We start from the raw sequence: 12,489 nt of genomic DNA on the forward strand, positions 1-12,489 counted from the left end.
AGTAAACGACAAGTTAATACTCTGATATCAGCATTTTCGGCCAAGGAATCTATAGGAGTCGCATAATGGGCTTGTTACAAAAGGGTCAATGGGTTGACCAGTGGTACGACACCGGCAACAGCGGTGGTGAGTTTCGCCGTCAGGACAGTCGCTTCAGAAGCTGGCTGACACCCGATGGCAAAGCCGGCCCAAACGGGGAGCCCGGCTTCAAGGCCGAGAAAGGCCGCTACCATTTGTATGTGTCACTGGCTTGCCCTTGGGCACACCGCGCACTGATTTTTCGCCAAATAAAGCAGTTGCAGGATTATATTGATGTCACCGTGGTCGATCCGGTGATGCTTAAAAATGGCTGGGAGATGAAGGATCCGCTTTACGGTCTGGACTTTCTGTATCAACTGTATTTAAAGGCGGATTCCAGCTATGAGGGCCGCGTTACGGTGCCGGTCTTGTGGGACAAGCAAACACAAACCATTGTCAGCAATGAGTCCTCAGAGATTATCCGTATGTTCAATACGGCGTTTAATGCTTTAACGGGCAACACCACAGATTACTACCCTGATACGTTACACGAGCGGATCAATGCCCTGAATGACCGTGTCTACGACACCATCAACAACGGCGTCTATCGAGCCGGTTTCGCCACCACCCAAGAGGCCTATGAAAAGGCATACCATAGCCTGTTCGATTCGTTGGACTGGGTCGAGGGTTTGTTAACCCGGCAGCGTTATCTGGGGGGTGGCCAGTTGACGGAAGCCGATTGGCGTTTGTTTACCACTTTGATTCGTTTCGATGCTGTGTATTTTGGTCACTTTAAAACCAACCGTCAGTTACTGGCCGATTATCCAGCCATTAGTGGTTATGTGCGCGAGCTCTACCAGATACCTGGCGTGTCTGACACCGTCAGCTTTGAGCATATCAAGACGCATTATTATGCGAGCCATTTAATGATTAACCCCACGGGAATTATCCCCGTGGGTCCAGCACAGGATTTTACCGCCGCCCATGGCCGGGAAGGGATTGGAGAAAACTCATGAGAGAATTACTTCAAGTTATAACAGCCCGCCCTGCCCAAGATGGTGACGGGGTCAAAATTCATCGACTTGCGGGTCAGCGCCTGCATCAGGCACTGAATCCTTTTTTGATGATTGATGAAATCAACTCCGACGATGCTGCCGACTATATTGGCGGCTTTCCTGAACACCCACATCGCGGTTTTGAAACCATTACCTACATGAAGGCCGGGCGCATGCGCCACCGCGACCACATGGGCAATGAGGGCGTTATCAGCCCCGGTGACGTGCAATGGATGACAGCGGGCGCAGGCGTGCTTCACTCGGAAATGCCTGAGCAAGAGCACGGTCTGTTGCACGGCTTTCAAATCTGGCTGAATTTGCCCGGCGCTGAAAAAATGAAGCCCGCGGCTTATCAGGAAATTGCTAGCGCGGATGTTTCCGAGCAGCCACTATCTAACGGCGGGATGGCTCGCGTTATCGCAGGTTCCGTAACAATCAATCGACAATTACAGCAAGGCCCGCTGCCAGAGATTTCAACCCAACCTATTTTTGTCGATGTGCACCTGGCTGGCAATGAAACCGTTGAATTGTCTTTCAATGCCGATAACCCTGCACTGGTGTATGTCTATCAAGGCGCGACAGATTTGATCGACGCGCGACAACTGGGCATCTACGCCAAAGGCAACACATTGCAACTGCAGGCCCGCGCCTCAGGTGCAGGCATGTTAGTACTCAGCGGCTGCCCTATTGAAGAGCCCGTGGTGCAATACGGACCTTTTGTGATGAATACGCCCGAAGAAATTGAACGGGCATTGAAGGACTTTAGCAACCCGCAATTTCTAAACCGGTTAACATCCGGTCGTGAAAGTCGGTAACTCGAGTCAGTACCGACTCGTACTTCCAAGTGAACCGCCAAAAACGGAAAAACTCCGCCAAGCTAAGGCCGGGCGGGGTTTCCGGAACAGCAACAGAACGATCAGCTAAGCAACCTGATCATTACGCCAGCTGCAACCGCCGAACCGATAACACCGGCTACGTTCGGGCCCATGGCGTGCATCAGCAGGAAGTTTTGCGGGTTGGCTTCCAGGCCCACCTTGTTGGATACCCGCGCTGCCATCGGCACCGCCGATACGCCGGCGGAACCAATCAATGGATTGATGGGATCCTTGGTGAACTTGTTCATCAACTTCGCCATCAACACGCCGGCTGCTGTGCCCACACCGAAGGCAACGATACCCAGTGCCAGAATACCCAGAGTCTGGCCATCCAGAAATTTTTCAGCCATCAGCTTGGAGCCAACGGATAGCCCCAGAAAGATGGTCACAATGTTGATCAACGCGTTCTGTGCCGTGTCGCTCAAACGCTCCACAACACCACATTCGCGCATCAGGTTACCAAAGCAAAACATACCCAGCAGCGGAGCTGCATCCGGCAAGAACAGAACCACCGCAATCAACACAACCAGCGGGAACACGATTTTCTCGCGCTTGCTCACCGGGCGCAGCTGGGACATCTTGATAGCACGTTCTTTTTTCGTGGTCAGCGCCTTCATAATGGGCGGCTGAATCAGCGGAACCAGTGCCATATAAGCGTAGGCCGAAACCGCAATCGCACCCAACAGGTGCGGAGCCAGTACGCTAGACACGTAGATAGACGTTGGGCCATCGGCACCGCCAATGATACCAATCGCCGCCGCTTCCAGAATGGTGAAGTCCAGAATGCCCAACCAGTCCAGCAATGCCGCACCCAGAACCGTACCGAAAATACCGAACTGCGCAGCCGCACCCAGCAGTAGAGTTTTCGGGTTGGCCAGCAACGGACCAAAATCGGTCATTGCACCCACGCCCATGAAAATCAACAGCGGCCCAACGGTACTGCCGATAATCACCAGGTAAAAGTTGTGCAACATGCCGTTGCCATAGCCGAAGTCAGAGGCCAGGTTGTTGGCCATAGCCACTTCTGCAGAGCTACCGGTGTGGTAAGCCGATTTAAACGCACCCAGTACGTCCGGCGTTATCGCCTGACCTGCCTGGTAGGCCACATCCAGAGCGCCAGCCAACGCGGCTAGCACTTCCGGTTTGGCCACATGTATGGCATTTTCCGCCGCCGACAGGGCCAGCCCTGCCTCCGGAATGTTCGCCAGAATACCGCCAAAACCGATCGGCACCAGCAGCAGTGGCTCGAAACCCTTACGGATCGCAAGGTACAGAAGACCCAGGCAAACCACGATCATGATCGCTTGCCCGATTTCGATGTTGAACAGGCCGCTGCCCGTCCATAACGTCATTAATTTATCCATGGAATGCTGGCCCTTATGCGATTGTCAGCATTTCATCATCAACAGCGACGGCATCACCGACCTTGATGAAGACTTCACCGACGGTACCGGCTTTCGGTGCGCGGATCTCGGTTTCCATTTTCATGGCTTCCAGAATGATCAACACATCGCCTTCTTCCACGGCATCGCCGGGAGAAACCAGAACCTTGAAGATGTTACCGCCCAGGGGCGCGTTAACCGGATCGCCATCACCAACCGGCGCCGGTGCGGCGACCGCAAGTGCCGAAGCAGCCCCGCCTTCCGCCTGAATCTGGCTGACTTCACCACCCTCAGACACCGCTACCACATATTTTTTACCATTTACTTCAACAGTATAGGTTTCGGGGCCAGAGGCTTTTTTCGTCGGCGCTACGTCATCCGCCGACGGAATCGGCTCAAACGCATCCGGATTGTTGCGGTTTTCAAGGAATTTCAAGCCAATCTGCGGGAACAGGGCGTAGGTCAGTACATCGTCGATGACATTATCAGCCAGTTTGATGTTCTTCTCTTGCGCCAGCTTTTTCAGCTCGTCCGTCAGTTTGTCCACTTCCGGCTCCAGCAAATCTGCCGGGCGACAGGTAATGGCTTGTTTGCCATCAAGCACTTTCTCCTGCAGCTCTTTATTGAATGGCGCAGGCGCGGAACCGTATTCACCTTTAAGAATGGCGGCGGTTTCCTTGGAAATAGATTTGTAGCGCTCTCCGGTCAGTATGTTCAGTACCGCCTGGGTACCCACAATCTGCGAGGTCGGCGTGACCAGAGCGATATAACCCAGGTCTTCGCGTACCTTCGGAATTTCGGCCAGTACCTGGTCAAACTTGTCCGCGGCGTTCTGCTCTTTAAGCTGGGCTTCCATGTTGGTCAACATGCCGCCAGGCACCTGAGCAATAAGGATGCGGGAGTCTACACCTCTTAGGCTGCCCTCAAATTTGGCGTACTTCTTCCGCACTTCGCGGAAATAACCAGCGATTTCTTCCAGCAACACAAGATCCAAACCGGTATCACGCTCCGTACCTTCCAATATAGCCACCATCGCCTCGGTGGGCGAATGACCATAGGTCATGCTCATGGAGGAAATTGCAGTGTCTACGTTATCAATACCGGCTTCAACGGCCTTAAGCGCAGTAGCAGTCGACATGCCGGTAGTGGCATGGCACTGCATGTGAATCGGTACGCTCAGCTCTTTTTTCAAACGGGTGACCAATTCAAACGCCACGTAGGGTTTGAGCAGGCCGGCCATGTCTTTAATGGCAATGGACTGAGCGCCCATGTCTTCAATTTCCTTAGCCAGCTCAACCCACATATCAATGGTGTGAATGTGGCTGGTGGTGTACGAAATGGTGCCTTGGGCATGCTTGCCGGTTTTACGCACGGCCTTGATGGCCGTGAGCAAGTTGCGGGGATCGTTCATCGCATCAAAAATGCGGAATACGTCCACGCCGTTTTCAGCGGCACGATCAACAAACCGCTCTACCACGTCATCCGCATAGTGGCGGTAGCCCAGAAGGTTCTGGCCACGCAACAACATCTGTTGGGGCGTATTGGGCATGACTTTCTTCAATTCACGAATACGCTCCCAAGGGTCTTCGCCCAGGTAACGGATACAGGAATCAAAAGTGGCTCCACCCCAAGATTCCAGTGACCAGAAGCCGACTTTATCGAGTTTCTCGGCGATTGGCAGCATGTCGTCAAGCCGCATGCGGGTGGCCAGCAGGGACTGGTGGGCGTCACGCAGTACAACGTCCGTAATCCCCAGCGGTTTTTTAATGTCTGTCATCGTGTCAGCCTTCTATTTAAAGGTTTTAAATCGCTTACCGGGTCACTTTTTGTGACGCAACCGGAATTGGGCAACCGCCTGTTTGATCGCCTCTGCGGTGTCAGGATTAACCGACGATTGCGCCTTGGGTTTGGCGCGGGACGTTCTGGTCGGAGTTGCCGGCTCAGGCGCAGAAAACCGGTTCAGCAGCTTAGACATGATCAGCGTTGCGAGTACCAGCACGATCAGAAACGCAAATACAAAACCCATACCCGCAATCATCAAATCAACAGCTTGGGTCATCAGCTCATTCATAACGAATAGCTACCTGTCTTGGTTAGTGACTTTTCCCCGGAAATCCGTACCGACAAGCCATAGATTCGGCGCTTTATTCAATGAATCCGGGATACAAAATCTTGCGTAATCTACCGGTTTAATAAGTGATCGGCAACCAGAATGCAAATGGCTATACGGACTTTCCGAATATTTTTGGGTATTTTTCCACCCATTCCCCCGCCGAACATCCCACACTTAAGCCAATCTAGACTAAGCGTGCCCGCAAATTGCGACCTTTTACCTTACCGCGCTCCAACTGCTCCAACGCACGTCCGGCGTGGCGGCTTTCCACGGCTACAAAACACTGAAATTCAAACACATTTATTTTACCAACGGCGCTACCAGGCAAGCCGCCATCGCCGGTCAGAGCGCCCATCACATCACCTGGGCGCAGTTTTTCTTTGCGACCGGCCGCTATGCACAGGGTTTTCATCAGCGGCTTCATCGGTTTTGGTACAGTCGCCATTAATGGGTCGCTATCACCCCAGATAACCGTTGCACCGCGCTCGCTTTCCAGGCGATTGATTTTGTGGCCCTGGGACGGGCTGCACAGAGTAACGGCCAGCCCCTGTTCCCCGGCGCGGCCGGTGCGACCGATGCGGTGCGTATGTATCTCCGGATCACCCGCCGGCTCGGCGTTAACAACCAGTGGCAATGATTTTATGTCCAGCCCTCGGGCCGCCACGTCGGTGGCCACCAATACCTGGCAACTTTGATTGGCAAAGCGCACCAGAACGCTGTCGCGGTCGCGCTGTTCCAGGTCGCCGTGCAACGCCAGCGCCGAAAAACCCTGCTGTGAGAGCTCGGCCGCCAGCTCGTCACACTGATGCTTCATAGCGCAGAACACCAGGCAGGATGTGGGTTGATGCTGCGACAGCAGAGCCACGATGGCGCGAGTACGCTGGTTGCCAGAAATCTCATAGAACACCTCGGCAATATCACTGTTCATTTTCTCGGTTTGCGCCCGCACATCCACCGGCTCTCGCTGAAAACCAGCGCTGAGTTTACGAATCGATTCGGGCCAAGTGGCTGAGAACAGCAGAGTCTGGCGCTGTGCCGGCGCGTGTGAAAGAATGTTTTCCACTGCCTCCTGAAACCCCATATCCAACATGCGGTCGGCTTCGTCCAGCACCACGGTGTGCACCCGATCCAGTTTCAGCGTGCCTTTTTGCAGGTGATCCGCTATCCGCCCTGGTGTACCCACGACTATATGAGCGCCGTGGGCCAGCGAGCCGATCTGAGGGCCAATCGACACACCACCGCACAGGGTGAGTATTTTTATATTATCGCGGGCACGGGCCAGTTCCCGCAAAGCCTTGGCGACCTGATCAGCCAACTCCCGAGTGGGGCACAGTACCAAGCTTTGTACCGAGAACTGCTTGGGTTTGACATGCTCAATCAAACCAATACCGAAGGCTGCGGTTTTGCCGCTGCCGGTGTGCGCCAAGGCGATAACGTCTTGACCCGCCAAGCAATGGGGCAAAGCCCGCGTCTGAATGTCGGTGGGTTCGGTAAAACCCAGGCGCACAAGATTGGCCTGCATGGCGGCAGACAGTTCAAGGTCTTTAAAGGAAGGCATACAAGAAAATCCCGGAATCAGCAGTTGCTGGTTAAGAAGGTAAACGCGAGGGCGTATACTAAGGCTAGTGGAATAATAGCAGAGTTTCTTACCAATTAATGGAGTTACCCCATGGCGTCCCTGCAGGACCAGTTACTGAAAGCCGGCCTGGCCGACAAAAAAAAGGCCACAGCTATTCGTAATGAAAAGCACAAACAGCGCAAACAGCAGCCCAAGGGCGCGGTGCAGGTAAATGAAGCCGAGCAGCGAGTACAGCAGGCGCGAGAAGAAAAAACCGAGCGCGACCGTCAACTGAACCAGAAACGCCAGGCCGAAGCCCAGAAAAAAGCCATACAGGCCCAGATTCGCCAGTTAGTGGGGACAAACCGGCTGAATCGCAGTCATGGCGAAACTTCTTACCAGTTTGTTCATGACAAGAAAATCAAGAAAATGTATGTGGACGACATGATGGCTGACCAGCTGGCCCGCGGCCGTCTGGCAATCATCTGCGTCGGTGGCGATTACGAGATTGTCGCCGAAGGCGTAGCACGCAAAATTCAGGAACGGGACGCGCAGGCCGTTGTTGTGCTGCACGAGCGTACGAAAGACGACCTGGGCGACGATGATCCTTACGCCGGTTATGAGATCCCTGACGATCTCATGTGGTAACACAGAGCCTTAAAAGGCCTACTGGATTTTTACATTTAACAATGCATCAAAGGGGCTTGTTAAAAAAATTCAGGAAGGCCTTTTCATGCCTCTGGGCCTCATACAGGGCCACCGGGCGGAATTGCAACTGACTGCCCGGCTGGCGCTGAGCCAGCGCATCCAGGCTGCGGGGCGTTACGGCCCCAAGCTTTGGGTAGCCGCCGATGGTCTGGCGATCATTCAGAAGAATGATGGGCAAACCATTGGCCGGCACCTGGACCGCACCCAGGCTGATGCCTTCAGAAATCAGGCGCTCGCCAAACACCTCTAACGCCGGGCCGTTTAATCTTGCGCCCATGCGATCGCTCTGCGAGCTCAAGGTATAAGGTTGGGTGAAGAAGCACTCCAGAGAACTGGAGGGGAAACGCTCTATCTGTGCCCCCATAATCACATCCAGAATGAGCGCCTCGCGGTAATCGGGTATCCAGTCAACGGGCACTTGGCGCTGCAATGGCGGGTTTTGGGACTGGGATTCACAGGGCAGCAGATCGCCGGCTTTTAACGGTTGCCCATCGCCATGCAGGCCTCCGGTTTTCTCCCGGTGCAGCGTGGCGCAACTGTTACCCAAACCTGCGGCAACGCTAAAACCGCCGGCAACAGCCAGATAACTACGAAGCCCGGCACGGAGCGCACTCAATACCACCCTGTCCCCGGCTTTCAGCGACAGCGTGGCCCACAACGGCTGCGAGGCTCCGTTCACCGTGACCGTCACCTCTGCTCCGGTAATGGCAATACTGGTGTTCAACTGACTAACAAACTCCACTTGGCCAAAGGTGATCTCTAAAGCCGCCGCCCCGAAACAATTACCCAACAGGTAGTTTGCCCAGGCCCAGGCATGGCGATCCATAGCCCCGCCCGTGGCCAGCCCCAGGTGCATCACTCCACGACGCCCAGCGTCCTGAATCAGGCTCAGAAAACCGGGTTTTTCAATCAACAAACCGAGCTTGGAGTGAGTCACAACTTTTCCCCCTGCTTTTTAGCAGGCGCGCCTTGCTGTATGTCCAAACCCGGCTCCATGCCCCAGGGCAAATCGTCAAGGCGACCTCCAAGCTCAAGTATTCGTCTTGTGCTATTGGGCGGAAGCGCACTGTCTGCCGGCTTCCAGCAGGCTGGGCTGTGCGCGGGACTGATCAAACAGGGCCAAAGGAGTACGGCCAATCAGATTCCAGCCGCCAGGCGACACTATGGGATAAAGCGCGGTTTGGGTGTCGGCGATACCCAGAGTACCCGCCGGCACTTTTGCCCGCGGGTTGGCAAGCCGAGGCACACTCAACTCTTCGGCCACCTCGCCCAGGTAGGCAAAACCTGGGGCAAAGCCAATGGCGAATACCTGATAAAGGCGCTCGCTGTGGCGGCGAATAAACTCTTCCAGGCTGAAACCGGCGCGCTCCGCCAAGCGCTTCAGATCCGGCCCGACGCTGGGGTGATAAAACACCGGAACCTCAATAATCTCTGATTCAGCATGAACTTCCCCGGTGGGATCGGGCAGCTGGTTCAGCACCTCACTCACCTGCCCCATCAAACTGGCCAGATCGTCCTGCAACACATCATAACGCAACAGCAGCGTAGTGTAAGACGGCACTGCGTCCAGCAATCGCGTGCCCAGGCTTGATTTTAAGGCGATTGCAGCACGGTGAATCGGGGCAACCAGAGCCGCATCGATACGCTGGCCAAAATGCAGGGTAACGGTATCTATACCGCTGATGTCATAGCGCCATTGCATCACACCAGCTTCCTGAACGCGTCACGAATGGCCCGCACCGCTGCCACAGACTCAGGGTTGTCACCGTGCACACACAGCGTGTCCGCTTCCAGACTCAAGGCTTTGCCTTCTATGGACTGAATGCTGTGACCCCGGGCAAAGGCCAGTGCCTGCTGCACAATTATACTGGAATCGTGGTGCACGGCACCCGTCTGGCTGCGCGACACCAAATACCCGGCGCTGTCATAGGCGCGATCGGCGAAGGCTTCCAGCAACAACGTTACGCCGTATTCCGCGCATAGCTGTTTCAGGCGCTGGTTGTCCGCTGTGGTCATGGCCATCAACGCCAAGGTTTGCGGCGATTGCGCCAGCGCCTCGAGGATTGCGCGCAGTATGACCTCGTCGCGCATCATGTCGTTATAGAGCGCGCCGTGGGGCTTTACATAGCTCAACTGGCCACCCTGGGCCGCGGCGATCTGCGCCAGCGCGCCCACCTGATACAACACCATGGTGTGAATTTCTTCTGCTGCACACACCATAGACCGGCGCCCAAACCCCTGAAGATCTGGATACGCCGGATGGGCGCCCAGGGTGACACCGTGTTGCAACGCCAGGCGCACGGTATTGAACATAACTCTCGGGTCGCCGGCGTGAAACCCGCAGGCGATGTTGGCCTGGTCAATAAACGGCATGACCTGATCATCCAGACCCATGGCCCAGGCGCCATAGCTTTCACCGATATCGCAATTCAATAGCATGTGAGCCTCCGGGCTTATAGCTGTTATAAATTGTGGCTGTAGCGAGTGGTAGCTGTAATAAGTGGTGACAAGCGCGGGAACAAATTCATCCCTTATCCACGCTCTATACAAACAATTTATAGATAAATTATCAGCATTACAAAGTGAATTTACGTATATTATTTTTATAAATAGTTTGACACATCACCAACCCATAGCTAATTTTAGCTCACGAGGCGCATCAAGGCGGCTTTATCGCCGTGCTTTACGACTCACTGAAAACAACAACATCTGCTGACGGCTCCGACGTCAGCTCCGGGAGGCAAAACCTATGCAAAACCCCATACAAACCGTTCACTTACCCGTTAAAAAAGGCTTCAGCCTAAAGCGCGTTAGTGCCACCCTGGTAGCCGCCACGCTCAGCTTTATGGTAAGCGGAGTACAAGCCACCGAATGGGACATGCCCACGCCCTATGGCGATTCCAACTTCCACACCGCGAATATCCGCCAGTTTGCTGATGATGTGCGCGACGCCACCAACGGCGAACTGAACATCACGGTGCACAGCAGTGGCTCGCTGATCAAACACCCGGAAATCAAGAACTCCGTGCGCCGCGGGCTGGTGCCTATTGGCGAGTTGATCATGTCGCGCCTGGCCAACGAAGACCCGCTGTTTGAAGTCGACTCGGTACCGTATCTCGCCAGTGATTACGATCAGGCCTGGAAGTTATGGCTGGCCTCTAAAGACGTACTGGCGGAGCGCTTGGACAGTCAGCGTTTGAAGCTGCTGTTTGCGGTGCCCTGGCCACCACAGGGCATTTATACCCAGTTCGCAATTGAAAACGGCGAAGAGCTAAAAGGTGTGAAAATGCGCGCCTACAACAAGTCCAGCGAGCAGCTGGCCGACTTGCTGGGCGCGATCCCTACCCAAGTAGAAGTGCCGGACATTCCCACCGCCTTTGGCACCGGCCGTGTTGACGCCATGATTACGTCGCCGTCGACCGGGGCCAACACCCGCGCCTGGGATTACCTCAGCCACTTTAACCACGCCCAGCTATGGCTGCCAAAGAACATGGTTGTGGTAAACGCCAAGGCTTTCCGCAGTCTGCCTGAATCGACCCAAAAAGCGCTGGAAGACGCAGCAGCAGTCGCTGAAAAGCGCGGTTGGGACGCAAGCAAAGAAGAAACCGATGCCAAAATCAAGATCATGCGAGATAACGGCATCGTCGTGTCAGAGCCCTCTGCGCAGCTGGTTGAACACCTTCAAAAAATCAGCGAAACCATGACCAAAGAATGGCTTGAGCGGGCCGGCAGCGACGGCCAAGCATTGCTAGACGCTTACCGCCAGCGGTAGCAACACCCCCTGTGGTGGCACAAAGCTTTCGTGCCACCACGCATTTATCCATGCCGGCCCTGCAGTAAAGGTACACGTGCGGGCATAATACAGGAACATCCCCATGCGCAGGGCTCTGGACTCATTTTATCGGTTGGGGGGCGCCCTTTCCGCGATCAACCTGACACTGATCATGGTTATGATTGTGGCTCAGGTACTCAGCCGGGTACTTGACGAATTACTGGCCTGGCTGGGTTTCAGCCCTTTGGGACTGAACGTGCCGGGGCTGGCTGAGCTGGCGGCGTTTATGCTGCTGGGCGCCACGTTTTTTGGCCTGGCCTACACCTTCTGGCAGGGCGGGCACATTCGCGTGACTCTGCTGTTACAACGTCTGCCCCAATCTGCCCACCGCATCATGGACATTCTGGCTCTGCTATTAGCTGCGGCCATTACTGCCTTTGCAGCCTGGCACAGCGCTTGGCTGACGTGGGACAGCTACGACTTCGGCGATCTGTCCATTGGCATGGTGCCGGTACCGCTTTGGATTCCGCAGGCGGCGATGGTAATGGGCCTGTTGTGGCTATTGGTGGCCCTGTTAGACGCCCTTTTGTCGCTGCTCAGCGGCCGCATAGCCCAACTTCACGACGAAGCACCCCAGGAGTAAGCCCGTGGAAATGATCTGGATGAGCCTACTGCTTCTGGTGTTGCTGCTGGCATTGCTAGGTGCGGGTTTGTGGGTGGCGTTTTCGTTGACGGCCATCGGTTGTATATCGCTGTATTTTTTCAGCAACGTTCCCGTAGGTGACAGCCTGTCGACCGCTTTCTACAGCGCCAGCGTGTCTTGGGAACTGGCCGCGTTACCTATGTTTATCTGGATGGGCGAGGTGCTATTCCGCTCGCGCCTGTCCGAAGAAATGTTCAGCGGCATCGCGCCGTGGGTGGGCAAGGTTCCGGGAAAATTACTGCACACCAACATTCTGGGTTGTGGCATTTTCGCGGCGATATCGGGCTCGTCTGCCGCTACAGCGG

The 12,489-nt window shown here is 55.0% G+C and carries 13 protein-coding genes; 6 read left to right on the forward strand and 7 right to left on the reverse strand.

Annotation, left to right across the window (positions count from 1 at the left end; translation table 11 throughout):
• The first annotated feature begins 65 nt into the window (after positions 1–65).
• Positions 66–1,034, forward strand: a complete 969-nt coding sequence (locus MELB17_RS20375; RefSeq protein WP_007352241.1) for a glutathione S-transferase family protein — start codon at positions 66–68, stop codon at positions 1,032–1,034.
• Complete coding sequence (locus MELB17_RS20380) at positions 1,031–1,888, forward strand: pirin family protein (protein ID WP_007352242.1); 858 nt, start codon at positions 1,031–1,033, stop codon at positions 1,886–1,888. The genes MELB17_RS20375 and MELB17_RS20380 overlap by 4 nt, the downstream gene beginning before the upstream one ends.
• Before the next feature lie 101 nt (positions 1,889–1,989).
• Here MELB17_RS20380 and MELB17_RS20385 read toward each other — a convergent pair whose 3' ends face one another.
• The 4 genes from MELB17_RS20385 to dbpA all read right to left on the reverse strand — a co-directional run bounded on the left by MELB17_RS20385 (position 1,990) and on the right by dbpA (position 7,001).
• Positions 1,990–3,312 (reverse strand): sodium ion-translocating decarboxylase subunit beta, encoded by a 1,323-nt coding sequence (locus MELB17_RS20385; protein WP_007352243.1) that lies wholly within the window; start codon positions 3,310–3,312, stop codon positions 1,990–1,992.
• Positions 3,313–3,325: 13 nt separating this feature from the next.
• Positions 3,326–5,107 (reverse strand): sodium-extruding oxaloacetate decarboxylase subunit alpha, encoded by a 1,782-nt coding sequence (oadA, locus tag MELB17_RS20390; RefSeq protein WP_007352244.1) that lies wholly within the window; start codon positions 5,105–5,107, stop codon positions 3,326–3,328.
• Between the two features lie 42 nt (positions 5,108–5,149).
• The gene (locus tag MELB17_RS20395; RefSeq protein ID WP_007352245.1) at positions 5,150–5,401 is read right to left on the reverse strand and encodes an OadG family protein; all 252 of its coding nucleotides are present in this window, start codon (positions 5,399–5,401) and stop codon (positions 5,150–5,152) included.
• A 226-nt stretch (positions 5,402–5,627) separates the two neighbouring features.
• Positions 5,628–7,001 carry an ATP-dependent RNA helicase DbpA gene (gene dbpA / locus MELB17_RS20400; protein ID WP_007352246.1) on the reverse strand — a complete coding sequence of 458 codons (1,374 nt, stop codon included), beginning with the start codon at positions 6,999–7,001 and terminating at the stop codon, positions 5,628–5,630.
• Positions 7,002–7,112: 111 nt separating this feature from the next.
• Between dbpA and MELB17_RS20405 the strand changes: the two genes are divergently transcribed.
• A complete protein-coding gene (locus MELB17_RS20405; RefSeq protein WP_007352247.1) occupies positions 7,113–7,649 on the forward strand; it encodes a DUF2058 domain-containing protein in 537 nt (178 codons plus the stop codon).
• A gap of 46 nt (positions 7,650–7,695) precedes the next feature.
• Here the strand turns inward: MELB17_RS20405 and MELB17_RS20410 are convergent, their stop codons facing one another.
• From MELB17_RS20410 to MELB17_RS20420, 3 genes are all read right to left on the reverse strand, one after another.
• Positions 7,696–8,646: a biotin-dependent carboxyltransferase family protein gene (locus tag MELB17_RS20410; RefSeq protein ID WP_007352248.1), complete on the reverse strand. Its 951-nt coding sequence runs from the start codon at positions 8,644–8,646 to the stop codon at positions 7,696–7,698.
• Between the two features lie 111 nt (positions 8,647–8,757).
• Complete coding sequence (gene pxpB / locus MELB17_RS20415; RefSeq protein ID WP_007352249.1) at positions 8,758–9,411, reverse strand: 5-oxoprolinase subunit PxpB; 654 nt, start codon at positions 9,409–9,411, stop codon at positions 8,758–8,760.
• Positions 9,411–10,148, reverse strand: a complete 738-nt coding sequence (locus MELB17_RS20420) for a 5-oxoprolinase subunit PxpA (protein ID WP_007352250.1) — start codon at positions 10,146–10,148, stop codon at positions 9,411–9,413. The genes pxpB and MELB17_RS20420 overlap by 1 nt, the downstream gene beginning before the upstream one ends.
• Positions 10,149–10,458: 310 nt before the next feature.
• On the opposite strand from MELB17_RS20420, the gene MELB17_RS20425 reads away from it, so the two are divergent.
• The 3 genes from MELB17_RS20425 to MELB17_RS20435 form a co-directional block, all read left to right on the forward strand.
• Complete coding sequence (locus MELB17_RS20425; protein WP_007352251.1) at positions 10,459–11,481, forward strand: TRAP transporter substrate-binding protein; 1,023 nt, start codon at positions 10,459–10,461, stop codon at positions 11,479–11,481.
• A 103-nt stretch (positions 11,482–11,584) separates the two neighbouring features.
• Positions 11,585–12,124: a TRAP transporter small permease gene (locus MELB17_RS20430; protein WP_007352252.1), complete on the forward strand. Its 540-nt coding sequence runs from the start codon at positions 11,585–11,587 to the stop codon at positions 12,122–12,124.
• Positions 12,125–12,128: 4 nt separating this feature from the next.
• The coding region (locus MELB17_RS20435; protein ID WP_007352253.1) for a TRAP transporter large permease subunit at positions 12,129–12,489 on the forward strand (361 nt) is incomplete at its 3' end.

The sequence above is a fragment of the Marinobacter sp. ELB17 genome (assembly GCF_000169375.1).
In the GTDB taxonomy this organism is placed as follows: Bacteria; Pseudomonadota; Gammaproteobacteria; order Pseudomonadales; family Oleiphilaceae; genus Marinobacter.

What these genes read in the sequence shown, in the direction of transcription:
- MELB17_RS20395 (WP_007352245.1), bottom strand. Translation starts at nt 5,401, where the DNA reads ATGAATGAGCTGATGACCCAAGCTGTTGATTTGATGATTGCGGGTATG.
- MELB17_RS20425 (WP_007352251.1), top strand. Translation starts at nt 10,459, where the DNA reads ATGCAAAACCCCATACAAACCGTTCACTTACCCGTTAAAAAAGGCTTC.
- MELB17_RS20405 (WP_007352247.1), top strand. Translation starts at nt 7,113, where the DNA reads ATGGCGTCCCTGCAGGACCAGTTACTGAAAGCCGGCCTGGCCGACAAA.
- MELB17_RS20380 (WP_007352242.1), top strand. Translation starts at nt 1,031, where the DNA reads ATGAGAGAATTACTTCAAGTTATAACAGCCCGCCCTGCCCAAGATGGT.
- pxpB (WP_007352249.1), bottom strand. Translation starts at nt 9,411, where the DNA reads ATGCAATGGCGCTATGACATCAGCGGTATAGATACCGTTACCCTGCAT.
- oadA (WP_007352244.1), bottom strand. Translation starts at nt 5,107, where the DNA reads ATGACAGACATTAAAAAACCGCTGGGGATTACGGACGTTGTACTGCGT.
- MELB17_RS20385 (WP_007352243.1), bottom strand. Translation starts at nt 3,312, where the DNA reads ATGGATAAATTAATGACGTTATGGACGGGCAGCGGCCTGTTCAACATC.
- MELB17_RS20420 (WP_007352250.1), bottom strand. Translation starts at nt 10,148, where the DNA reads ATGCTATTGAATTGCGATATCGGTGAAAGCTATGGCGCCTGGGCCATG.
- dbpA (WP_007352246.1), bottom strand. Translation starts at nt 7,001, where the DNA reads ATGCCTTCCTTTAAAGACCTTGAACTGTCTGCCGCCATGCAGGCCAAT.
- MELB17_RS20430 (WP_007352252.1), top strand. Translation starts at nt 11,585, where the DNA reads ATGCGCAGGGCTCTGGACTCATTTTATCGGTTGGGGGGCGCCCTTTCC.
- MELB17_RS20375 (WP_007352241.1), top strand. Translation starts at nt 66, where the DNA reads ATGGGCTTGTTACAAAAGGGTCAATGGGTTGACCAGTGGTACGACACC.